Genomic DNA, 23,419 nt, shown 5'->3' with positions numbered 1-23,419 from the left:
TTGTACTCCTCAGTCGGCGTCGGCGGTGTCGCCGCCGAGCGCGTCCAATGGATCCACCCACTCGATGACGCCGACCTCCCGGCATCCACGTGATTCGATCACGAGCACCGTCGCGCCCATGGGCAGGGGATCCTCCGACCAGGCGAGAAACGTCTCGGAGCCGCCTCTGACCCGCACCAGGACCTCACCGGGGCCCGCGGATCCGCGCGTTCCGATGAGTACCTTCCCTGTGCAGCCGATCACGGCCTCGTCCTGCGGCATCACCGGCCGTCCTCCTCCTCCTGGCCCCAGGATTCCGACGATAGACCCAGTCCGCCCGCCACCCAACGGGCAGCACGCCCCGTCCTGCGCCGACACCCGCGAGTCCGCCTTCCAGCGGCGGGTTCCGTAGGTGGGTGCGGGTGCGGGTGCGGAGGCGGCGGCTGCGCCAGGGTCAGCCGCCGTGGTGGAGGCGCACCGGACCGATCAGCTGGACGACGGGGTCGTTCTCGGCGAGGTGACGCGGTTCGTCGGTGACGCCGGTGGCGCTGTGGCACTGCAGCCGCTTGACCCAGGGGGTGCCGCCGACGATGGCGTGGGTGAGCAGCGCGGTGCGCGGGTCGGTGATCTCGCAGAACTCGGCGGCGAGGGCGGGGGAGGCCTTGGCGAGGAAGGGGAATTAGTCGATGACCGCGGCGGTGGGCTTCCCTCTGTCGGCGATGCGCATGAGCTCGGTGACCGCCCTCCCAGTGGGCGAAGCGGAACAGGGTGGGACCGTAATACCAGGCAGGCGCCTTGGAGGTTGTCGAGCCGTGGCACGTGCGGGTGCCGGCGCGATCTCGACCTGCCCCGACCCCTTGACGAGTTCACTCGTTGGGAAGTTCGGAGCCAAATTCGACACTTGCGGCTCGGACCCAGGCGGGTTGGTTGGGGTCATCCGGTATAGGTGTACCGAGAGTATCGCCGAGGAGGAGTTTAAAAAGAGCCTGCCTCCGCTTGCGGCCAAGAGTGAATTTTCTTGCAACCCGCAAGTAGGTTCCCGCAATGCACTCCCACACCTCAATTTCACCGTCGCGAAATTGAGGAAGGTCTCGCCTGAAGGAGATGACGGTCTCATTCCAGCTCTGTGGAAATACATCCATGAGAGCTTCGCGGATGAATCTGATCCTCCTCAACTGCGGCTGCGTCAGCGGTGGCCCGAGCATGGGGTTGGGTGCCAACTTTTCGAGGGGCATCGAAATTTTCTCGGCGGCATGCATCCGGTACAGCTTGGCGTACGCCTCCGGCTTCGTGACACGCAGCGCCTCGAGAGCCGCGAGGAACGGACCCTTGTCCGTAGCATCGAATGCGTATCTGTCGGCAAGGTGCGGACTGAACCGCATGACCTCTCTTCGGTCGACGCGATACCAGACGGGAAGGATCCTCTTTCTGTCACCCATTTCCAATGTGATCAGGCTTCGAAATTCATATTCGGGCCATGGTTTACTCAGGAAGCTGGGGCTGAGTACGACGAGGCCGTAGTTTGATTCTTGAAGTCCCTTGTCGATCGAGGCGGAGAGGCTGTCGCCCACCGTGAGGGAGTGCTCGTCGTACCAGGTTTTCAGTCCGAGCTGCATCAAGGACGCAGCCAGGGGGCGCACGAATTCCTCCTTATCCTCAGAGGCGTGCGAGATGAATAAGTCGTACTTGGCGTTCAACAACGGGCCTCCAGGGACGGCCGACCAATTCTCGTCAGTATGACATGAGGGGTGGTCGACGTTCGCTGGTCGGACCCCGCCCTGCGGTGGTGTCCTGCACGCCGACGATCCGAAGAGCCGCCGTCGCCGCGCCGTCCCGCCGCCTGCCCTCTACATCGGCCCCCTCGCTGGCAACCGCCTCCGGCCGGAAGTTGCCGCACCAAGGCAGGGGAGAGATGACGCGCGTCCGACGACGTCTCCGCCATCCTGGACGTCTACACATACGTCGTCCAGGACCCTCAGCGCGAGACCATGAGCCACATGGACCGGCTACTCCGAAAAGCGGCGCCCCGGTCGTGAGTGACCGCCCGTGCTGACGTCAGAGGTGGATGTCAAAGGCCCCGGACCATGATCGGTCCGGGGCCTTTGCGCTGGTGCCCCCGGCAGGATTCGAACCTGCGACACCCGCTTTAGGAGAGCGGTGCTCTATCCCCTGAGCTACGAAGGCGAGCCGACGTCAGACAGGGTAGCCGATCGAGGCGTCGGTGTTCTTCCCGGTTCAGGGCTGGGCCAGGTGATCGTCCACTTGCGGTTGGTCCGGCCGGTGACACGTCCACAGGATCGGCTCGGTGCCGTGCGAATCAAGCCCGCGGCCCCGGTCGCCGTGCGTCACATCGTCGCCCGCAGATGGCTGACCGTGACGAAGTGGTAGCCCTGGGCGGAGAGGGTGCGCAGGATCTGCGGTACGGCGGCGACGGACGTGGGGTGGATGTCGTGCAGGAGGACGACGTCGTTGCGCTTCACCTTGGAGATGACCGACTGGGCGACCCTTGCGGCGTCGGGGTACTTCCAGTCCTCGGTGTCCAGGGTCCACAGCACCGCCGAGAGCCGGGTGGCCTGGCGGACGGTGCTGTTGACGGCGCCGTAGGGCGGGCGGAACAGGGTGGGCGCCTGGCCGGTGGCCGCCTTGATCGCGGCGCTCGTGCGGTTCAGCTGGTAGGCGACCTCCTCGGCGGTGAGCTTGGTGAGGTCGGGGTGACTGTACGAGTGGTTGCCGACCTCGTTGCCCGCGCGGACCTCGGCGCGCACCAGGGCGGGGTGGGCGACGACGTTCTGGCCGACCGTGAAGAAGGTGGCCCGGGCGTCGTACTGGGCGAGATGGGTGAGGAGGGTCGCGGTGTACGTGGCCGACGGGCCGTCGTCGAAGGTCAGGGCGACGCACTTGACCTGCTCGCAGTCGGTGTCGTCGTCGCCGGAGGCGGTGTGCGTGGGGACCGCCGGCGTGGGAGTGGCGGTCGCGCCGAGGTCGAGCGAGCCGGACGGGCTGACGCTCTGCTCCTGGACGCGCTTGCCGAAGGCGGACAGCCAGGGCGTGACCGTGGCCTTGGGCAGGGTCACGACGTAGGACCCGGCGGCCCCGGCCCCGACCGCGCCGGGGTCGAAGGTCACCCGCAGTCCGCCGGTCGCGGTGAAGGCCATGTCGTCGAGCTCGCCGGTCAGGGCCGACCGGTCGCCGAACGCCTGGTCCAGGGTGTCCGGGTCGGTGCCTTCGCGGCCTTCGAGCCCGCTCCTCAACGCGGCGAGGAAGGCCTCCCGGGAGCCGCTGTCGACGAGGTCCAGCGCGGTGCGGGACCTGCCCGCCCCGCCGTCGTACCAGTAGGTGCGCCGGCCCAGTCCGCTGCCCGCCCCGCTACCGCCGAGGGTGGTGAGGCGGACGCCGAGGACGTCCCCGGAGGCGACCAGGAACTGGTGGCTGATGTTGAGCTCGCCGCCGTCGTCGGACGCGGAACCGTCCTCGCACGACGCGCGGAAGGCCGCCAGGCGCCACTGGACGTCCTTCTTCATCTCGGCCGTCATCGCGGTCGCGCCGGGCACGTCCGGGTAGCTGGTCGCCCAGGCGCACGAGGTGGACTCGCTGTTGTCGCTGACGATCTGCAGACCCTTGATCCTCGCGGGGTCGACGGTCCGCGTGGGGGAGGGGGCGGCGGACGCTCCGGGCCGAGCGGTGGCGGTCCCGCTCGCCGTTCCGGGGGATCCGGACGAGCAGGCCGTCGCCAGGGCGAGCGAGCCGAGGAGCAGGAGGGAGGGGAGGAGACGATGAGTGCGCATGGGGCCGCAACCTGGGGTCGAAGGGGTTTTCCGAAACCCGATCGTGCAGGTCAGGGGCTTTTTTCAGCGACCGTCGACGTCCCCCTGAACAAAAAACCTCAGGGGCACACGCGCCGATACGGCGCGTCGGACACATAGGTTCGCCACTGCGCCTCGGTGAGGCCGCCGTCGAACCGCTCGCACAGGACGCGGACGACGTCGGCCGGGGCCACGGGGTGCCGTTGGAGCAGCACGTTCGGGCCGCTCGCGTAGAGGACCGAGTCGTCGCGGGTGAAGGCGAGGGCGTCGATCTCGTCGCCCGCGGTCGGCAGGTCGGTGCCGAGCTGCTGCTGCCCGGCGGTGTCCCACAGCCGCAGGGTGCCGTTCGCTCCGCCGACCGCCAGGGTGGCGCCGTCGGCGGAGAAGGTGAGCACGTTCACCGCCTCGGCGTCGCCCTGGGCGGCGGTGTCGGAGGTGCCGGTCAGGATGCCGAGGCGGTTGCGCAGCTCGCCGTCCCACAGGGTGACGTGCCCGGTGCTGTCGCCGACGGCGAGCCGGGTGCCGTCGGGGCTGAAGGCCAGCGCGGTGACCTGCCGGCCGTCGGCCAGGGGGCGCCCGGTGACCCGGCCGGAGGGCAGCTCGGCGTACTGGTCGGAGGAGCCGGCGAGCAGTCCGCCGTCGGGCCGCAGGGCGAGCGTGCCCGGATACAGGACGCCCTTGGGACCGGCCGTACGGCGGTGGGTGGCGGTGTCCCACATCTCGACCGTGCCGCCGCCGTTCGCGTCGCGCACGGCCAGCAGGGTCCGGCCGCCGGGGCCGAGGGCGATCCCGGAGACGGCACGGTCGGCCGCGCCGGACGTCTCGAACGTCGTACGGACGCGGTGGGCGCCGACGTCCCAGACGGTGAAGCGCTGCCGCAGGGAGCCGTGTGCGGACACCGTGTCGGCGACGGCGAGAGCCTTGCCGTCCGGGGTGAAGGCGAGCTTCGGGATCCCGCCACCGTCACCGTCGCCATCGCCGCCGGGCAGCGGACCGAGCGTGGCGTGCGCGAGGGCCGCCCCACCGCGGGTGGCGCGCAGGTCGAGACGGAAGGCCTTACCGGATCCGGAGCCGGACCCGGATCCGGAGCCGGACCCGGAGCCGGCATCGGTGACCGTGGCCAGGACCGTGCCGTCCGGGCTGAGCGCGGTCGCGTCCGTCGGGGTGCTCCGCCAGGGGGTGTTCAGACGGTCGCTCAGGTTGTCCGTGTGGACGGTGGCGCCGTCCAGATAGCGCAGGGTCCTGCTGCGCCGGTCGGGGTCCCAGGTCAGCTCCCGCACCTCGGCCCCGGCCGTCGGCGTACGGAAGACCAGTCCGCCGCCGTTCGCCATCTGCCATACGGCGACCTCCTGGCCGTCCGCCGTGGCCAGGAACTCCCCGTCCGGGGAGAGCGCGGCGTCGCTGAAGCCGGTGGCGTCGCCGCTGGTGAAGTCGGCAAGGGTCCGTCCGGCCGAGACGTCCCAGACGGTCGCCGTGGTGCCGTGGACGGAGGCCAGGCGCCGGCCGTCCGCGCTCAGCCGCAGCAGCCGGGAGCCGTCGTCCGCGCCCGAACCGGTGCCGCACACCGTGCCGTCCGCCTTCTCCCAGGCGCCCGGCAGCCGTCTGCCGTGGACGGTGTCCCACACCTGAGGTGCGCCTCCGGCCGTGCACAGGGCGAGGAGGCGGCCGCCCGGACCGACCGAGACGTCGGTCGGGCCGCCCGACATGTCCTTGGTGAACAGGACCTTGCCGTCGCCGGTCCGGCGCACCCGTACCGGGCCCGGTCCGTCCGAGGGCCCGGTGACATAGGCGCTGCCGTCGGCCGCCGCCCCCCAGTAGCTCGTCTCGGCCAGGTCGGCGGCGGACTCACCGGCGGTGAAGTCCCACAGGGTGTCGCCGCCCTCGCCGGTGAGGACGAGGAAGCGGGCGTCCGGGCCCATCTGCGAGGCCTCCGAGGCGCTGGGCAGGTGGTACGTGGCGGTGACCCGGTGGTCGGCCATGTTCCGCACGGTGACCCGGGGGCCCGTGACGGTGACGAGGGTGCGGCCCTGGCCGGTGAGGAAACGGCGGGTGTTCTCGCCGGTCCGGGGATCGGTGTAGGCGTCCCGCTCCGGCCGGGACAGGGACTCCAGCAGGGCCGAGCGGGACTCCGTCAGCGGGGCCAGGCGCCACGCGGCGACGGAGAGCAGGGCGGCCGTACGGGGGTCACTGGACCGCAGGCTCTCGGACACCGTGGCCAGGCGCCGGGCGGCGGCCTTCGCCGCCTCCTCCTCACTCACCTGGTTCCGCTGCCAGGCCAGCAGCCCCGCGGCCAGCGCCAGTAGGAGGAACACCGCGAGCCCCACGCTGAGATTCCGGGTACGCCGAGCGGCCCGCACCCCGGCCATCTGCTCGGCGTCCCGGCCGGCGAGGGAGGCGGCGAGGAAGGAACGCTCCAGCGGGGCGAGATCGTCGTAGTGAGGGTGCCGCACAGAGTCGTGCGGGTGCCGCACAGAGTCGTGCGGGTGGCTTACAGAGTCGTGAGGCTGCCGTTCAGAGTCGTGAGGCCGCCGTTCAGAGTCGTGCGGGTGCCGTACGGACGGGGTCTCGCCGCCGAACAGCTCCTCCGCCCGCGCCAGCCGCGTCCCCCGGTACAGCGCGCCCGCGTCCCGGTTCAGTTCCTCCCAGGCGCGGGCCGACTCCCCGAGCTGTCGCTGCGCGCGCAGCCGCTCCCGGTCGGCCTCGATCCACTCCGCCAGCCGGGGCCAGCCGGTGATCAGGACCTCGTGGGCCAGTTCGACGGTGTCGCCGTCCAGGGCGACCAGGCGGGCGGCGGCGAGGCGTTCCAGGACGTCCTCCGCGCCGGGTCCGAGTTCGGCCCGGGACGCGGGGCGGCGGGTGTCGGCGGCGCCGTCGCCGGGGGCGATCAGCCTCAGCAGGATGCGACGGGCGGTACGGGCCTGCTCCGGGGCGAGATCGCCGTAGACCTGTTCGGCGCTCGCGGCGATCGCTCCGCGCACCCCGCCCGTCTCCTCGTATCCGGCCAGGGTGAGGGTCCGGCCGCGGCGCCGGCGCCAGGTCTCGAGGAGGGCGTGCGAGAGCATCGGCAGGGCGCCCGGCTGCTCGGCGACCTCGTCGATGACCCGGGCGGTCAGCACCCGCTCCACGTTCAGCCCCTCGGCGCTCGCGGGACCGGTGATCGCCTCCCGCAACTCGTCCCGGCTCATCGGCCCGACCAGCAGGTTCGCCCGGCTGACCGCCTCGGCGAGCCCGGGATGGCCGGCGCAGTGGCCGTAGAAGTCACCGCGGACGGCGATGGCCACGCGCAGCCGGCTCGACTCGTCGCGGGCGCGCAGCAGCAGGTCGAGGAAGCGGTCGCGTTCCTCGCGGTCGTGGCAGAGGGTGAACAACTCCTCGAACTGGTCGACGACCACCCAGGTGTCCAGCTCGCCGTCCAGCGGCGTGAGCGCGTTCTGGTGGGTGTGCGCGGGCCGGTCGCCCGGGGTGAGGACACGGATCACCGCCGGGCGTTCGCCCCCTTCCGCCGTCCGCAGCGCCGGGATCAGCCCCGCCCGCAGCAACGACGACTTGCCGCTGCCGGACGCGCCGAACACGGCCGCGAACCGGTGCGCGCGCACCAGCTCCAGCAGCTCGCCGACCTGCTTGTCCCGGCCGAAGAAGAGGTCGCTGTCGCCGGGCTCGAACCGCGCCAGGCCCCGGTAGGGCGCCCGCTCCCCGGCGGACGGCACCCGGACCTCCGCGTCCGCCTCGCGCCAGCGCCCCTCCCACTCCTCCGGGTCCGCGCCGAGCACCTCGGCATAGGCCCGGACGACCGCGAGCGAGGGCAGCTGGTCGCCGGCCGCCGCCTGGGAGAGCGCCGTTGTCGAGTAGCCCGCCTTCTCGGCCATCTCCCGGTACGGCGGCTTCCCCGCCTTCTCGCGCAGCAGGCGCAGGTCGTACGCCAGCCGCTGCACGGGTCCGGCATCGGGGTCCACCGGCTTCTCGCGTCGTCCCACCGGGCGTACCTCTCGAGCCTCACCGACCATCGAACGGGCGCCCAAGGTACGTTTCTCCTCCTCTCCGAGGCAATTCCGGCCCATTTGTCGGACAGCGAGGTCAGCGCACCGTGCGGTAGGCGTTGTGGATGGTGCCGGTGTAGGTGTTGCCGTCCGTGTCGGTCAGGGACGAGCGGAGCGTGACCGTGCCGGCCTTCTTCGGGTGGGTGAGGGTCAGGTACCGCTTGCCGGTGCGGTCCTGGTGCACGGCCGCCGGCCTCCAGGTGCGGCCTCCGTCGTACGACACGCTCACGGTCAGCGACTTCAGGTGCCCCTTGGCCGCGGCCGGGCCCTGGAGGGACAGCGGCACGGTGAGGCGGGCGCCCGCCTTCGCGGTGTCGGTCAGGCTCAGCTTCGGGTGGAAACGGACCACGGAGAGCGGGAACGCGACGGCCGTGCTGTCGCCCGCGTCACCGGAGACGAAGGTCCACACCGCGTCGACCCGGTCGCTGACCTTGACGTCCGAGCCGCGGTCGGCGCTGACGGACAGCCGGTAGCGGGTCTTCTGGGCGAGGAGCCGGCCGTAGACCTGCGGGCAGGTGTCCTCGGTGAAGGAGCCGACGACCCGGGAGCCGGTGGTCAGCCTGGTGGTGATCGTGGTCCTGGGGAAGTAGCCGAAGTTCCCCGCGCCGTCCGCGAACATCGGCACACACACGTTGTAGTAGCCGCCGGTCCGCGTGCCGCCGATGCCCGCCCCGACGGCCGGTCCGCCGACACCGCCGTTGAACGTGACCCGGTAGGCGCGGTTGGGTGCGAAGCGGCGGGCGGTGAGCGCGGAGACCGCGTCCTCGTTGTGCATGCCGTTGACGACCCGGGCGCCCAGGTACCAGCTCAGTCCGCGGTCGGCGCTGAGGTACTGCACGAGCGACGCGGTCGGCGCCGCACGCAGCTCGCCCGTCACCCCGAGGGACGCCCGGCCGAGCTGCGGCCAGCCCGCGTAGGACCAGTCCGTCTGGGGAGCGGTCTCGGCCCGGGACAGGGCGGTGGCGACCGAGGCGGTCACCTTGGCCATGCCCTGCGTGGAGGCGAACGTGCGGGTCAGTCCGTTGAAGTAGCCGCCCTTGCGGGTGCTGACCAGGTCGTACGCCGGTGAGGTGGCGGTGCGCTGCCAGATCCCGCCGAGCTGGGCGACGAAGGAGGCGGCCGGCGCACCGGAGCCGATCTGGCCGAGGTAGGTGGTGCTGTCGACGGTGGTTCCGCCGGCGTAGTCGTAGGCGGACTTGGCGCCACGGGCCGCGAAGAGGACCTGCGCGTCGCGCAGCTTCGCCCCACGGTCGGGGGCGGTGACCTTCACCGGCTTTGTCCTGCGCCCGTCGAGGGCGAGCGAGGTGTCGTGGTCGAGCACCAGGCGCGGCGCCACCATCACGGCCTCGCGTCCCGTGTCGTCGATGCTCTGGGCGTCGATCACGTAGTGACCCTCGGGCAACCGCACGGTGGCCGTGCCGTCGGGGTGGTTCTTGCCGTCGTCGAAGGGCGTGTACTGCCTGCCGGTGTCCAGGTTCGCCACCGTGACATCGGGGACGTCGTCGCGCTTGCCGTCGCGCCGGGTGACCGTCAGCTTCAGCTTGTACGACTCTCCCGCCCGGACCACGCCCAGTGCGGTGCGCGTGCTCTGCCCGCCGCCGCTCGTGGTGACCGCGCCCGAGTAGGCACCGTCGGCGCTGCCGAGGCGGGGGTCGGCGGTGGCCGTGGCCTGTGCGGTGCCGCCGGCCGGGACGGTGAGCCGGGCCGGGGAGACGGTGAACATGCCGGTGGGCGCGCTCGTGCCGCCGGGGCCGGTGGCGGCGGTGGTCAGGTCCAGGGTGACGGGCTCGGTGCCCGCGTTGCGGTAGGTGAGCGTGCGGCTCACCGGCTTGTCGTCGCTGTGCGGCCAGGCGGCTGTGCCGAAATCGACGGAGGACGGCTCGGTGGTGACCTCGGTGCCGGTCGCCCGGGTCAGGTCGACGCGGCCCGCGCCGGTCTCGTGGGCGGTGGTGCCGGTCAGCGGCTTCGCGGAGGCCGTCAGCGCGGCCTTGATGCGGTCACCGGTCCAGTCGGGGTGTTCCTGGGCGAGGATGGCGGCGGCGCCCGCGGTGTGCGGGGTGGCCATGGAGGTGCCCGACATCGTCACGTACCCGGGTGCGACCTCCTCGCCGAGGGTGCCGTGGACGGCCTCCGCGGCGACGGTGTCGACGCCGGGTGCGGCGATGTCCGGCTTCAGGGCGCCGTCCGCGGTCGGGCCGCGGCTGGAGAAGGAGGCGAGCCGGTCGTCGCCGTCCACCGCGGCGACGGTCAGCGCGGAGGCGGCCGAGCCCGGGGAGTCGACGGTCGTGTCGGACGGTCCCTCGTTGCCCGCGGCGATCACGAACAGGGCGTGCGAGGAGGCCGACAGGTCGTTCACGGCCTTCTCCATCGGGTCCGTCCCGGTGGCGTCGGTGGAGCCCAGGCTCATGCTGACGACCTTGGCGCCCTGTGCCACGGCCCACTGCATCCCGGCGATGATCGCCGAGTCCGCTCCGGCGCCGGTGTCGTCGAGGACCTTGCCGACGAGGAGTCGCGCGCCCGGCGCCACCCCCTCGTACTTGCCGTCGCTCTCCGCTCCCGAGCCGACGACGGTGGAGGCGACATGGGTGCCGTGCCCCACCTTGTCGTCGGTGGAGCCGGATCCGGAGAAGTCCTTCGCCTTGAGGATCCGGCCCTTGAGGTCCGGGTGGGTGGCGTCGACACCGGTGTCCAGGACGGCGACCTTCACGCCCTTGCCGTCGTAACCGGCCTTCCAGGCGGAGGGGGCGCCGATCTGCGTGACCCCGCCCTTGGGGTCGGGGGCATCGGCGGCGGGGGCACCGGCTGCGGTCTCCGCGGTCGTACGGACGCGCCCGTCCAGCCAGACGCGGTCGATGCCGGGTGCGGTCGTCACGCTGCCCCGGTCCGCGGGCTCGGTCAGGGCCTGCCACACCTTCGCGGTGTCCGGCTTGTCGGCGGTGACCGCCTCACCGTGGACGGCGGGCAGGTCCAGCACCGAGTCGGTGTCGGCCGCGAGGGTGCTCCGGGCGGCGGCCCGGGTCCCGGCGCTGCCCCTGTAGGCGACGATCAGCGGCAGCCGCTTGCGATGGGCGTCGTCGTACTTGTCCTCGACCAGTTCCGTGACGTCGAAGAGACGGCGGTCCAGCTTCCCGCGGGCCAGCAGCCGGACCGCGTCCCGGGGGATGACGTAGGTGTGGCCGCCGAAGCTCCGCACCGAGTAGCCGATGCCGCCGCGGCCCTTGCCCGGTCGGACGCCGGCGAGGTGGCCCCGGCTGTCGACGCCGACGGTGTCACCGGTCAGCAGCGTCACATGGGCGGTGGCCCGGAGCGCGGTGCCCGGTGCCGCGGCGGACGCGTCGGCCGCGGCGGGGGTGACGGCGGCGGTGGCGGTGAGCCCGGCGACCGCCAGCAGCGCCGGTATCCCGTACGCGGCACTTCTGCCGGTCCGGCTGTGCTTGTTCAGCAAGGTGAGGTCTCGCTTCCCCGTGGGTCGGTGGATGGTTCCTGGGCACGTCGACGAGGGGGAATGCCGACGGCCGGAACCGAGTCTCGGGCCGCGGGGAATTGGTCAGTAGCCCGTCACGGGCACTGAAAAACGGGAAGGAACGCCGACGGGGTCAGAGAAGCGCGACCTTCGTGAAGTGGCCCGCCGCCCGGAGTTCCGTCTCGATGCGGCTCGCCGTCAGGCGCAGTTCGGGGAGGAGTTCGTCGACGCACTCCTCGGGGGTGCGGCCCGCCGCGTGCAGGGCCACGTTCACGGCGGCGACCGCCCGGCCCGTACGGTCGCGCAGGGGGACGGCGATGGTGCGGAGGCCGTCTTCCCAGGCCTCGTCCAGCAGGGCGTAGCCCTGGGTGCGGACGTGGGCGAAGGCGGCGGAGTCCTCCGTGTCCGACAGCAGGACCCGGCCCAGGGAGGTCGCCGCGGCCGGCAGCCGGGTGCCCACCCTGATGTCCACGCTCATGATCCGCGGGGACATCGCCCGTGCCGTGTACTGGATCTCCGCGGTCGGTCCCGAGGACACCAGGACCGCCAGTGCCGTCGACTCGCCCACCCGCGCCGACAGGTCCGTCAGGTGCGGGGTGGCGATGCGGGGGAGGGAGGTGCGGGACAGGGGCGGGAAGCCCAGGGACAGCACCCTCGGGGTCAGGGTGAAGGTCCGGGACTCCGGCTGCTGGCGGACCAGGCCCAGGTGTTCGTAGGTGATCAGGGCCCGGCGGGCCGTCGCCCGGGCGAGGCCCGTCGCCCGCGCCACGTCCGTCAGGGTCAGCGCGGCCCGGCCCTCCCCGAACGCCGTCAGCACGGTGAGACCCCGGGCCAGGGACTCGACGAAGTCGCGGCCCAGTTCGGTCTTGGACGTGCCGATCCAGGAGGCGAGGTCCGTGGGGGGCGGCCCCGGGTCCGGCTCCGGGGCGGACGCCAGCTCGCGTTCCATCTCGGCCACCGTCGCCCGCAGTCGCGGCAGCAGGGTCTCGCGCAGGTCCGCCGCCGAGTGGCGGCTGGTGTGGCTCACGACGTTCGCCACGCAGGCGATCCGGGCGGTGCGCGGGTCCCGTACCGGGACGGAGACCGCCACCAGTCCCGGTTCGATCAACTGGTCGTCCAGCGCCCAGCCGTTGCGGCCCGCCTGTGCCGCCGCAGCCTCGAACTCCTCGTCCAGGAGCGGGAGTTCCCGAGGGGGTACGGCCGGGAAGCCCCGGTTCGCCGGGTCCGCCGTCCGGCGTTCGCGCCAGGTCCGCCAGTCGTCGTCCGTCCACTCGGACGCGAACAGGGGCCCCGGCGCGGTGCGTTCGGCCGGGAGCAGGTCCCCGATGCGGAAGCTGAGGGACATCGCGCGGCGGCGGGTGGCCTGGTGGATGAAGCGGATGCCGTCGCGGTCCGCGACCGCCAGCGACACCGACTCGTCCAGCTCGTCGGCGAGGGCGTCGGCCCGCGGGGAGAGCAGGGCGGGCAGGCGCAGGGCGGCGAGATAGGCGTTGCCGAGTTCCATGAGCCGGGGGGTCGTCACCGCGTCCCGGCCGTCCAGACGGACGTATCCCATGCGGGCCAGCGTGGAGGTGATGCGGTCGACCGTGGAACGCGCCAGGCCCGTCGCCCGCTCCAGGCCGCTCAGGCTCAGCGTCCCGCCCGCCTCGGTCAGCTCCCGCAGCACCCTGACCCCCCGGATCAGCGGCGCGACCGCCTCGGCCGGCACGGCAGACTCCGGCCCCGGCACCGGCACCGGCGGGGAAGTGGTGGTCTCAGCGGGCATCGGCTCTCCGGTACGGCGGTCGCGGCAGGCCTACGGTAATCCGAACGGCGCTCGCGGCACGCCCACGGTCGTCCGACCCGGCGCTTCCGCTCCGCCCCTACCCCCGCGTCACCGACACCCGGTAGTCCCCGTCCCCGTCCACCCCCAGCACCCGCACCCGGATCCCCTTGGCCGGGTCCCGGAACTCCTCCCCGGGTGCGAACGGCGCGTCCGAGAGTTCCGCGTGGACGTTGGGGCTGCGGGTGCAGCCTCCGCTGTTCCGCCGCGAGTCGTACACGCGCACCGGCCCCCGCCCGGTGTCCACGTCCGCGTCGACCTTGTAGATGAGGACGCCCGGCCGGCACACCGTCTCGTCGTTGCCCCCGCGGGTGCGCAGCTCGACCGCGTAGCCGGTGCGGCGGCCGAAGGGGACGAAGAGGAGCTTGGTGCCGGGGCCGGACCGGGCCAGTGGGGTCAGCGAGTACTCCGAGGTCCCGGGCGCCGTCACACAGTGGACCTGGGTCGCGTCCAGCCAGCCGAGCTTCCACTTGTGCCAGCCGAGGAGGTCGTTGTTGGCGCCCCAGTCCTCGCTCATGATGTCCCAGTGGCCGGCCGCGCCCCCGCCGTCCTGGGTGTAGAGGTCGGGCAGCCCGAAGACATGGCCGTTCTCGTGGGGCAGGACCCGGTAGCCGGTCTGCGGGTAGGAACCGGAGCCGTCGTCCTGACGGGAGTACACGAAGGAGGCGTTGGCGACGGGGACGCCGTCGGCGACCGGGGCGTCGGAGTTGCCGGCGAAGGTCACCGACAGGACCGTGTCCAGGGCGGAGGGACCCGCGTTCGGGGTCACCAGGACGTTCAGGAAGTCGTACGACCGGAAGTCCACCCTGGGGTCGGCGGCGGTCACGATGTCCTGGATGAGTCGGCGGTAGCCGGGGTCGAAGGGGGCGCCGCGCTCTATGCCGTAGGCCCGGAAGGACTTCGGCATGCGCAGCCAGTCGGTGATCGGGGCCTCGGGGTGGTAGTCGAGACGGCCGTAGGAACTGGTGCGGAACCATTCCTGGGTCTGCGGGAAGAACTCGCGGAAGCGGTCCAGGGCGGTGCCGGAGCCGGGCACGTCGGAGAAGTCGATCATCAGGGTGAGGGCGCGGACGGTGCCGGTGGAGCGGGAGTAGCCGCCGGGTGTGGGCAGACCCTCGGACATCTGGACGGCCGGCCCGCCGCTGATCAGACAGGCGCCGTGGCTTTCGGAGCGGTTCAGGGCGACCGGGCCGGCGGTCGTGGCCTCGGGGACGAGGCGCTCGGTGCCGGCCGAGGTGCTGACTGCGAGGGTCAGTACGGTCACGGACGCGAGCGCAGCGAGGCGGCGCGGGCGTATGCGACGTCTGTTCCACGGCATGCGAGCACCCTTCGGAGCACGGCAGCCGCTGGTCGGAGGGCTGCACCTCTTCGATCACCCTGGGCCGGTGGAGGGGTGCACGCCCGCTGGAGGAGACCGAACGTGGGTATCGCAGAACCTGTGACTCAGGTCACAACAGGATTTCTCCTCAACCTGAAATAACCGGGGAGCGTCTCCCCGTTTAGACCTGTGTCCGAGCGAAACGGGGACCGAGTCCCCGGATCACCCGCCAGCAGAGGAGCACACCGTGCAGACCGCTCTCACCGTGCAGCGCAAAGCGCCCCGCGCCGACGCCCTGCGCAACCGCGAGCGGATCGTCACCGCCGCCAGCGAGATGTTCACCGAGTTCGGCCCCGATGTGCCGCTCGACGAGATCGCGCGCCGGGCCGGCGTCGGCAACGCCACGGTGTACCGCAACTTCCCCGACCGCGACGCGCTCGTCCGTGAGGTCGTCTGCTCCGTCATGGACCGGACGTCCGAGGCGGCCGAGCTCGCACTCGCGCAGACCGGGGACGCCTTCGATGCCCTGGAGCGCTTCGTGCACGCCTCCGCCGACGAGCGGATCACGGCACTGTGCCCGATGGTCCAGGGCACCTTCGACCAGCACCACCCCGACCTGGTGGCAGCACGTCAACGCATCGAGCAGCTCGTCGAGCAGCTCATGGACCGGGCCAGGGCGGCCGGTCAGCTCCGCGCGGACGTGAGCGTCGGTGACCTGATGGTCGCCGTGGCCCAGCTGTCCCGGCCCCCGGCCGGTACCGGCTGCCTCACCCTCGACGGGTTCGTGCACCGCACCCTTCAGCTGTTCCTGGACGGACTGCGGGCCCCGGCCCGCTCCGAACTGCCGGGCGCGGCGCTGAGCATGGAGGACCTCCGCCAGGCCTGATCCGACCGACGAGAACCGATTAGTTCAGAGCGCGAGCACTGTCTCTACAACGACTTTCGACCGGCCGTCACCGAAGACGGACCGTCCCCTTAAGACATCCTTTTTCCGTTCCGAAGTCCCGAAGTGGGTACCCCCATGTCTGAAACAGCCGCAAAGGCTCCCGGCGCACCGGCCGGGTCCGGTGACGCCAACCGCTGGAAAGCACTCGTCTTCATCGCGCTCGCCCAGCTGATGGTCGTTCTCGACGCGACCATCGTGAACATCGCCCTGCCGTCAGCCCAGACCGACCTGGGCATCTCCGACGGCAACCGCCAGTGGGTCGTCACGGCCTACGCGCTCGCCTTCGGCGGACTTCTGCTCTTCGGCGGCCGCATAGCCGACCTGTGGGGCCGAAAGAACGCCTTCGTGGTCGGCCTGATCGGCTTCGCGCTGGCCTCCGCACTGGGCGGCGCGGCCACCAGCGGCGCCATGATGTTCGGCGCCCGTGCCCTCCAGGGCGTCTTCGGCGCGCTGCTCGCGCCCGCCGCGCTCTCCCTGCTCGCCGTGATGTTCACGGACGCCAAGGAGCGTGCCAAGGCCTTCGGTATCTACGGCGCGATCGCCGGTGGCGGCGGCGCCGTGGGCTTCATCCTCGGCGGTGTGCTGACCGAGTACATGGACTGGCGCTGGACGTTCTTCGTGAACATCCCGTTCGCGATCGTCGCCGCGCTCGGCGCGTACTTCGTCATCCGTGAGCCCGAGGGCGGCCGCAACCGCAACCCGCTCGACATCCCCGGCGTCCTGCTGTCCACCCTGGGCCTGGTCGCGCTGGTCTACGGCTTCACCCGCGCCGAGTCCGACGGCTGGGGCGACTCCGTGACCGTCGGCATGTTCGTCGCCTCCGCGGTCCTGCTCATCTCCTTCGTCATCACCGAGGCCAGGGTCAAGGCCCCGCTGCTGCCCCTGCGCGTGATCACCGACCGCAACCGCGGCGGGATCTACCTCTCCCTCGGCATCGCGATCATCGCGATGTTCGGCACCTTCCTGTTCCTCACCTACTACCTGCAGATCGTGAAGGGCTACACGCCGATCAAGACCGGCTTCGCCTTCATGCCGATGATCGTCGGCATGATGGTCGGCTCCACCCAGATCGGCACCCGTCTGATGACCCGCCTGCCGGCCCGTCTGCTGATGGGCCCCGGCTTCCTGGTCGCCGCGGTCGGCATGCTGCTGATGACGCAGCTGGAGATCGGCTCGTCGTACGCCTCGACGATCCTGCCCGCGATGCTGCTGCTCGGCCTCGGCATGGGTACGGCGTTCATGCCCGCCATGTCCCTGGCCACCCTGGGCGTCGAGCCCCGTGACGCCGGTGTCGCCTCCGCGATGGTCAACACCTCGCAGCAGGTGGGCGGCGCGATCGGTACGGCCCTGCTGAACACGATCGCCGCGTCGGCCACGACCTCCTACATCGCCGACCACATCGGCTCCGCGACCTCCAAGTCGCAGGCGCAGCTCGTGGCGCTGGAGGGCCAGGTGCACGGCTACACCAACGCGATCTGGTTCGCCGTCGGCATGCTGGTGCTCGCCGCCGCGATCGTCGTGACCCTCGTCAACGCCGGCCGCCCGGACACGACCGCCGTGACCGGCTCCGGAGAGGGTGCCGAGGAGGAGCTGGCGATCCCGGTCGTCGCTCACTGACGGCGACCGGTCGGTAGTACCCCTTCGAGAATCACGTACGTACGGGGAAGGGGACGCCCCGTACGTACGACCCCAGGAACTGCCCTGGTCCCGCTGAGTGAGCGGCTCAGCGGAGCCAGGGCAGATCCGCGCCCGCCTCGTTCGGCTGGAGCCCCTCGGCGATGATCTGCATGATCTCGCCGAGGGATTTCTGCTGTTCCGGGGTGAGCCGGTCGAAGACGGCGTTGCGTACGGCCCGCACATGGCCCGGCGCGGCGCCCCGCAGCATCTCCAGGCCCGGCTCCGTGAGCACCGCGAACTGGCCGCGCTTGTCGTCGGGGCAGTCCTCCCGGCGCACCCAGCCGTTGCGCTCCAGACGGGCGATCGCGTGCGAGAGCCGGGACCGGGTGATCTTCGCCTTCATGGCCAGCTCGGTCATCCGCAGCCGCCGCTGCGGGGCATCGGCGAGGCCGACGAGCAGCCCGTAGTAGATGTGCGGCATGCCGGCGTCCCGCTGGAGCTGGCGGTCGAGGTGGTCCTCAAGAAGAGTCGTGGCGTGCACGTACGAGCGCCAGGTGCGCTGCTCTTCGTCGTCGAGCCACTGGGGCTCCTCGTCGGGGGCGGGTGCCGTGTTCATGTCTCCCACTCTACGAGCTTTCTCCTTGAAGCTTAAACAAATGAGGCGTACAGTCATGTCATAAGAAGCTTTAAATTTGAAGCACTCAGTGCATCGGAAGTACCGGAGGAGTCCCCACCATGTCCGCCGACACGCTGGAGCGCATGCCCGCCCTCTATCTGAGTCACGGCGCCCCGCCGCTCGCCGACGACCCGATCTGGCCCGGTGAGCTCGCCGCCTGGTCCGCGGACCTGCCCCGCCCCAAGGCGATCCTCATGGTCTCCGCCCACTGGGAGGAGGCCCCCCTCGCCCTCGGCGCGGTACGGACCGTCCCGCTCGTCTACGACTTCTGGGGCTTCCCCGAGCACTACTACAAGGTGACGTACGGTGCCCCCGGCGCGCCCGAACTCGCCGAGTCCGTACGCAAGTTGCTGCGTGCCCCCGGCATCCCCGTGCAGGACATCCCGGACCGCGGACTCGACCACGGGGCGTACGTCCCCCTCGTCGAGATGTTCCCCGAGGCCGACATCCCCGTCCTGCAGATCTCCATGCCGACCCTCGACCCCGTCAAGCTGATGGACATCGGCCGCAAGCTGGCCCCCCTGCGCGACGAGGGCGTCCTGATCGTCGGCTCCGGCTTCTTCACCCACAATCTCGCGGCCCTGCGCCACACCGGCTCCGGAGTGCCCACCTGGTCCTCCGAGTTCGACGACTGGGGCCGGCGGGCCCTGGAGGCCCGGGACGTGGACTCCCTGCTGGACTTCCTCCACAAGGCCCCGGCCGGGCGCTACGCCCACCCCCGCACCGAGCACTTCGCGCCTCTCTTCGTCACCATGGGCGCGGCGGACGTGAGCGGTGAGCTGGACACGCAGAAGTCCGTCATCGACGGGTTCTGGTTGGGGATGGCCAAGCGGTCGGTCCAGTTCGGCTGAGCCTTTCCGTGAGGCCTACAGGTCCTTCTCGTACCAGGCCACGTCCCAGTAGCGGCCGAACTTCCGGCCCACCTCCCGGTAGGTGCCGACGTACCGGAACCCGAAGCGTTCATGCAGCCGCGTGGACGCTTCGTTGGGCTGTGCGATGCCCGCGTAGGCGCGATGCAGGTCCTCGCCCGCCAGCGCCTCGAAGAGAGCCTTGTAGAGGAGTGTGCCGACGCCCCGGCCACCCGCGTCCGGGGCGAGGTAGACGGTGACCTCCACGGAGGTCGCGTACGCGGGCTTCGCGCGAAAGGGGCTGGATGTGGCGTACCCGAGGATCCGCTGTGAGGTTCCTGGCGGGTCCGTGTCGGTGGCAACCATCAGACGGTACGGGCCGTCTTCAGGGTGGGAGAGCAGCCAAGGGCGGCGCTCTTCCGGGGTGAAGACGGCGGTGTCGAATGTGATCGGCGTCTCACGGACGTAGTGGTTGTAGAGGTCGGTGAGGGCCCCGAGGTCGCTTTCGACTCCCGGCCTGACCTGCACCTCTGTACGTTCCGATGACATCGCGTCTCCTCGCGTGGCCGGACAGGGTACTGCAAGATCAGAAAAATAGCGGCACGGCTTGGGAATTCTGTCCGGTTTCCAGTCGTTGTTTCCATCGGATGCAGGGCACCCGAGGAGAGTCCGGAAAGCAACCGGAGCCGGGACCCAGCGTCCGTAGGACCACCCGCTGACCCAACATCGCAAGGGAGCACGCATGGCAACCCGTGCCGTCGCCCGTCGTAAGTCCGCCACCGGCGGGTCTACCGACGCGGCACGCAGTGTTCGCGTCCATGGCGGCGAGATCGCCGACCGCGACCTGGTCGGCATGTACCTCGACGAGATCGCGCGTACGCCGCTGCTCGACGCCGCCAAGGAAGTCGAGCTGTCCCAGATCATCGAGGCGGGTGTGTTCGCCCGACAGGTCCTCGACGGGTTCGAGGAGGCCAAGGCGGACGCCACCCGCGAGGAGCTTGAGGCGTTGGTGGAGGAGAGTGAGCGCGCCAAGGACGTGTTCATCCGCTCCAACCTCCGCCTGGTCGTCGCCGTGGCCCGCCGCTACCCCCGCAGCGGCCTGCCCCTCCTCGACCTGATCCAGGAGGGCAACGCCGGCCTGGTGCGCGCGGTCGAGAAGTTCGACTACCGCAAGGGCTTCAAGTTCTCGACGTACGCGACCTGGTGGATCCGTCAGGCCATCACGCGCTCCATCGCCGACCAGTCCCGCACCATCCGGCTGCCCGTCCACCTCGTGGAGGAGCTGGGCCGCATCCGCCGAGTGCAGCGCGAGTTCAACCGCGAGCACGGCCGCGACCCGGAGCCCGCCGAGATCGCCGCCGAGCTCGGCTCCAACCCCGAGCGCGTGATCGACGTCCTGGACTGGGCCCGCGACCCGGTCTCGCTGAACATGTCGGTGGACGACGACGGCGACACCCAGTTCGGCGACCTCCTGGAGGACACGTCGGCGGTCTCGCCGGAGCAGTCGGTGCTGACGCTGCTGCGCAGCGAGGAACTGGACGACCTCATCGGCCGCCTCGACCAGCGCACCGCGTCCATCATCAAGATGCGGTACGGCATCGAGGACGGGCGCGAGCGCACGCTGACCGAGGTCGGCAAGGAGCACGGGCTCACCCGCGAGCGGATCCGGCAGATCGAGAAGCACGCCCTGCTGGAGCTGAAGAAGCTGGCGCGGTCCACCGGGTTCGACGCGGCGGCGTAGGCGGGGCGGACCCGCGTACGCCGGGTGGCGAAAGACCGCGTAAACATGGCTGTACTAGGCCGCTTAACCTGCCGGACCCTGGGCACAAGACTTCAGGGTCCACATGTTCGAGTCCCGGAGGTCATGCTTTCGGACCCGCCGGACCCTCCTGAACCAAGTCCCGACGCAACCCCCCCCCGGCGCCGGGACTCTCCCCGAGCCGGACCTCGGCGCCCCTCCCCCCGGGCGCCGGGGTCCGGCTCTTTTTCGCGACCCCGCAAACCCGAACGGTGGGTCACCCCGTACCTGAACCACGGGGTGACCCACCGAAGGGGAGATTCTGTCACATCGCCGCGGATGCCTCCGGCGGTTGAACGGGGGGTTCCTGGGCGGGTGCACGTGCGGTGGGGGCGGGCGTTCTGCGCAGTTCCCCGCGGTCGCCCGACTTCCGAACTTCCCACCCCCTCAGGCGACTTCCCCCGCCGCCCGTACCAGTCGTGTCCCCAACTCCCGCACCGTGTCAACGAGTTCCGGCGGCTCCTGCACCCGGAACTCCACCCCTGTCATCGCCAACCGCACCGCCATCCACTCCACCGAGTCCCCCACCGGCGCCCGCAACCGGCACCGTCCCGCGCCCAGGGGCTCCGGCACCCCCATCCATCCCGGCACCCGCGCCCCCACCACCGACACATCCGCCTCGAACGTCACGACCAGCTCGTACGTCTCCTGGCGGCGGTACATCGACTGCCGCAGATACTCCGCCGCACTCCCCGTCGGCAACTCCCGCGGTGCGAACCGCGCCCCCGTGGCGAAGGGGTCGTCCACCCGGTCGACCCGGAAGGTCCGCCAGTCGCCGCGGTCGAGGTCGTAGGCGACGAGGTACCAGCGCCGCCCGGTGGAGACCAGACGGTACGGCTCCACGACCCGTCGGGACTCGGCGCCGTCCTTCGCGCGGTAGGCGAACCGGAGCCGTTCGTGTCCGGCCACCGTGGACGCCATCACGGTCAGGGTCTCGGTCGGGATGCTCGCCCCGTCCCCGCTGGTGAGCGGAGTCGTCGCCGCCTGGAGGGTGGACACCCGGTGCCGGAGCCGGGAGGGCAGGACCTGTTCCAGTTTCGCCAGCGCCCGTACGGACGCCTCGTCCACCCCCTCGACCGCGTGCCCCGCCCCGGCCCGCAGCCCGACCGCGATGGCCACCGCCTCCTCGTCGTCGAGGACCAACGGGGGCATGGCCTTGCCCGCGACGAGCCGGTAGCCCCCGTCGGAGCCCTTGGTCGCCTGGACCGGGTAGCCCAGCTCGCGGAGGCGGTCGATGTCCCGCCGGACCGTGCGGCGGGAGACCCCGAGCCGGTCGGAGAGCTCGCCGCCGGGCCATTCGCGGGGCGTCTGGAGGAGGGAGAGGAGCGTCAGGAGCCGTGCCGGGGTGTCCGTCGTCATGAGTTCGAGAATGCCGTATGAGTAGGACACGATCTGACCTAATGGGCCCGTAGCTTCTTGGTATGACCTCCACCGAGACCACCCTTTCGGGTCCCCTCGACGCACAGCCCGCCGCGGGTGACCGGCGTCGCTGGTTCGCCCTCGCCATCGTGATGACCGCGGCCTTCATGGACCTCGTCGACGTCACGATCGTCAACATCGCCATACCGTCCATCCGGCAGGACTCCGGTGCCTCCGTCAGCCACATCCAGTGGATCACCGCCGGTTACGCCCTCGCCTTCGCCGCGGGGCTGATCACCGGAGGGCGGCTCGGTGACATCCACGGGCGCAAGCGGCTGTTCCTCGTCGGCATCGGCGGGTTCACGCTCGCGTCGGCGCTGTGCGGCTTCGCCGCGAACCCGGACATGCTGGTCGCGGCCCGGATCCTGCAGGGCGGCATGGCGGCGATGATGGTGCCGCAGGTCCTGTCGATCGTGCACGCGACCTTCCCGGCGCACGAGCGGGGCAAGGTGTTCGGGCTGTTCGGCGCGGTCGTCGGACTGGGGGCCGTCTCCGGTCCGCTGCTCGGGGCGCTGCTGACCGAGTGGAACCTCTTCGGGCTGGAGTGGCGGCCGATCTTCCTCATCAACCTGCCGGTCGGGATCATGGGGCTCGTGCTCGGAAGCCGTTTCATCACCGAGTCCAAGGCGCCGCGGGCGCTGAAGCTGGACCTGGTGGGCGTGGCCGTGGTCGTGCTCGGGCTGCTGATGCTGCTCTACCCGCTGACCCGCGGCGAGGAGCTGGACTGGCCGCTGTGGGGGTACGTGTCGATGGCGGGTGCGCCCCTCGTGTTCGCGGCACTGGTGGCCTACGAGAAGCGCAAGGGCGAGCGGGACGGGTCGCCGCTGGTGGAGCTGTCGCTGTTCAAGGTGAAGAGCTTCGCGGCCGGGATCGCGGTGCAGACCGTGTTCGGGGTCGGCCTCGGCATCTTCTTCCTGGTGTGGACGCTGTACATGCAGACCGGGCTGGGCTGGAGCCCGCTGCGCGCGGGGCTGACCGGGGTGCCGTTCTCGCTCGCCGTGTCCACGGCCGCCGGGCTCTCGGTGCAGAAGCTCGTGCCGCGGTTCGGCCGCGGGGTGCTCCAGGCCGGCGCGCTGCTGATGGTGGTGGGGGTGCTGCTCTACCTCTGGGAGGCCGAGCGGTACGGCATGTCGATCAGCTCGTGGCAGATGGCGTTGCCGCTGGTCGTGATGGGCGCCGGCATGGGCCTGATCGTCGCGCCGCTCACGGACGCGGTGCTGTCGGAGGTGCCGCGCGAGCACGCCGGCTCGGCGTCGGGGCTGATCAACACCGTGCAGCAGATGGGCAACGCGCTCGGACTCGGGCTGGTCTCGGTGGTCTTCTTCGGGGTCGTCGGCGACGACGTGCGGCCGGAACAGCTGGGCCCGGCCTTCGTGGACGCCTTCCAGCACGCGCTCGGGTGGGTCGCGGCGGTGATGGTCGTGATCTTCCTGCTGATGTTCGCGCTGCCCAAGCGGCCCGCGCTGCATGTGGAGGGGGCCACCGAGCTTCCCGTGGTGGAGGAGAAGGAGCCCGAGCTCGTCTCCTGAGACCCGAGTCGTGGGGCCCGGTACCTGCTGGGTACCGGGCCCTCTTGTTGCATTCAGGACCCCTGGTGAAGTCCGTTCATGCCCGGATGGCGTCCGAACCTGTTTACTTTCCGGAAATCCGGGCGTAGCCTCCCGACTGAAACCACACGTTCGGGCATCAGTCG

Annotated in this window: 15 protein-coding genes and 1 tRNA gene; 5 read left to right on the top strand and 11 right to left on the bottom strand. The window is 71.1% G+C overall.

Annotation, left to right across the window (positions count from 1 at the left end; translation table 11 throughout):
- Nucleotides 1-9: 9 nt before the first annotated feature.
- The 8 genes from ABZT93_RS33125 to ABZT93_RS33090 form a co-directional block, all read right to left on the bottom strand.
- Nucleotides 10-261, bottom strand: coding sequence for a hypothetical protein (locus tag ABZT93_RS33125; RefSeq protein ID WP_356111638.1), 252 nt, complete (start codon nucleotides 259-261; stop codon nucleotides 10-12).
- Between the two features lie 584 nt (nucleotides 262-845).
- A complete protein-coding gene (locus ABZT93_RS33120; protein ID WP_356111636.1) occupies nucleotides 846-1,676 on the bottom strand; it encodes a toll/interleukin-1 receptor domain-containing protein in 831 nt (276 codons plus the stop codon).
- Between the two features lie 411 nt (nucleotides 1,677-2,087).
- Nucleotides 2,088-2,163 (bottom strand) — tRNA-Arg (locus ABZT93_RS33115).
- A gap of 161 nt (nucleotides 2,164-2,324) precedes the next feature.
- Nucleotides 2,325-3,764: a polysaccharide deacetylase family protein gene (locus tag ABZT93_RS33110; RefSeq protein ID WP_356111634.1), complete on the bottom strand. Its 1,440-nt coding sequence runs from the start codon at nucleotides 3,762-3,764 to the stop codon at nucleotides 2,325-2,327.
- Nucleotides 3,765-3,862: 98 nt separating this feature from the next.
- Nucleotides 3,863-7,756 (bottom strand): helix-turn-helix domain-containing protein, encoded by a 3,894-nt coding sequence (locus ABZT93_RS33105; RefSeq protein WP_356111632.1) that lies wholly within the window; start codon nucleotides 7,754-7,756, stop codon nucleotides 3,863-3,865.
- Between the two features lie 100 nt (nucleotides 7,757-7,856).
- Nucleotides 7,857-11,264, bottom strand: coding sequence for a S8 family serine peptidase (locus tag ABZT93_RS33100; RefSeq protein WP_356111630.1), 3,408 nt, complete (start codon nucleotides 11,262-11,264; stop codon nucleotides 7,857-7,859).
- Between the two features lie 151 nt (nucleotides 11,265-11,415).
- On the bottom strand, nucleotides 11,416-13,047 hold the full coding sequence (locus ABZT93_RS33095; protein ID WP_356111628.1) for a helix-turn-helix domain-containing protein: 1,632 nt from the start codon (nucleotides 13,045-13,047) through the stop codon (nucleotides 11,416-11,418).
- Nucleotides 13,048-13,144: 97 nt separating this feature from the next.
- Nucleotides 13,145-14,422, bottom strand: a complete 1,278-nt coding sequence (locus ABZT93_RS33090; RefSeq protein WP_356111626.1) for a M6 family metalloprotease domain-containing protein — start codon at nucleotides 14,420-14,422, stop codon at nucleotides 13,145-13,147.
- Nucleotides 14,423-14,669: 247 nt separating this feature from the next.
- Between ABZT93_RS33090 and ABZT93_RS33085 the strand changes: the two genes are divergently transcribed.
- Complete coding sequence (locus tag ABZT93_RS33085; protein WP_356111624.1) at nucleotides 14,670-15,308, top strand: TetR/AcrR family transcriptional regulator; 639 nt, start codon at nucleotides 14,670-14,672, stop codon at nucleotides 15,306-15,308.
- Between the two features lie 135 nt (nucleotides 15,309-15,443).
- Nucleotides 15,444-16,985 carry an MFS transporter gene (locus ABZT93_RS33080; protein ID WP_356111622.1) on the top strand — a complete coding sequence of 514 codons (1,542 nt, stop codon included), beginning with the start codon at nucleotides 15,444-15,446 and terminating at the stop codon, nucleotides 16,983-16,985.
- 106 nt (nucleotides 16,986-17,091) lie between these two features.
- Here the strand turns inward: ABZT93_RS33080 and ABZT93_RS33075 are convergent, their stop codons facing one another.
- Nucleotides 17,092-17,601, bottom strand: coding sequence for a MarR family transcriptional regulator (locus ABZT93_RS33075; RefSeq protein WP_356111620.1), 510 nt, complete (start codon nucleotides 17,599-17,601; stop codon nucleotides 17,092-17,094).
- Between the two features lie 119 nt (nucleotides 17,602-17,720).
- On the opposite strand from ABZT93_RS33075, the gene ABZT93_RS33070 reads away from it, so the two are divergent.
- Nucleotides 17,721-18,512, top strand: a complete 792-nt coding sequence (locus ABZT93_RS33070) for a class III extradiol ring-cleavage dioxygenase (protein ID WP_356111618.1) — start codon at nucleotides 17,721-17,723, stop codon at nucleotides 18,510-18,512.
- A gap of 15 nt (nucleotides 18,513-18,527) precedes the next feature.
- On the opposite strand, the gene ABZT93_RS33065 is transcribed toward ABZT93_RS33070, so the two are convergent.
- Complete coding sequence (locus ABZT93_RS33065; RefSeq protein WP_356111616.1) at nucleotides 18,528-19,058, bottom strand: N-acetyltransferase family protein; 531 nt, start codon at nucleotides 19,056-19,058, stop codon at nucleotides 18,528-18,530.
- Between the two features lie 193 nt (nucleotides 19,059-19,251).
- Between ABZT93_RS33065 and ABZT93_RS33060 the strand changes: the two genes are divergently transcribed.
- On the top strand, nucleotides 19,252-20,250 hold the full coding sequence (locus ABZT93_RS33060) for a sigma-70 family RNA polymerase sigma factor (protein ID WP_356111614.1): 999 nt from the start codon (nucleotides 19,252-19,254) through the stop codon (nucleotides 20,248-20,250).
- Nucleotides 20,251-20,694: 444 nt separating this feature from the next.
- On the opposite strand, the gene ABZT93_RS33055 is transcribed toward ABZT93_RS33060, so the two are convergent.
- Complete coding sequence (locus tag ABZT93_RS33055) at nucleotides 20,695-21,666, bottom strand: YafY family protein (RefSeq protein WP_356111612.1); 972 nt, start codon at nucleotides 21,664-21,666, stop codon at nucleotides 20,695-20,697.
- 62 nt (nucleotides 21,667-21,728) lie between these two features.
- Between ABZT93_RS33055 and ABZT93_RS33050 the strand changes: the two genes are divergently transcribed.
- Nucleotides 21,729-23,255 (top strand): MFS transporter, encoded by a 1,527-nt coding sequence (locus ABZT93_RS33050; protein ID WP_356111610.1) that lies wholly within the window; start codon nucleotides 21,729-21,731, stop codon nucleotides 23,253-23,255.
- Nucleotides 23,256-23,419 lie beyond the last annotated feature (164 nt).

The organism is Streptomyces sp. NPDC005303, from assembly GCF_040607335.1.
Classification (GTDB): domain Bacteria; phylum Actinomycetota; class Actinomycetes; order Streptomycetales; family Streptomycetaceae; genus Streptomyces.
This window is presented reverse-complemented; position numbering and strand designations above follow the sequence as displayed.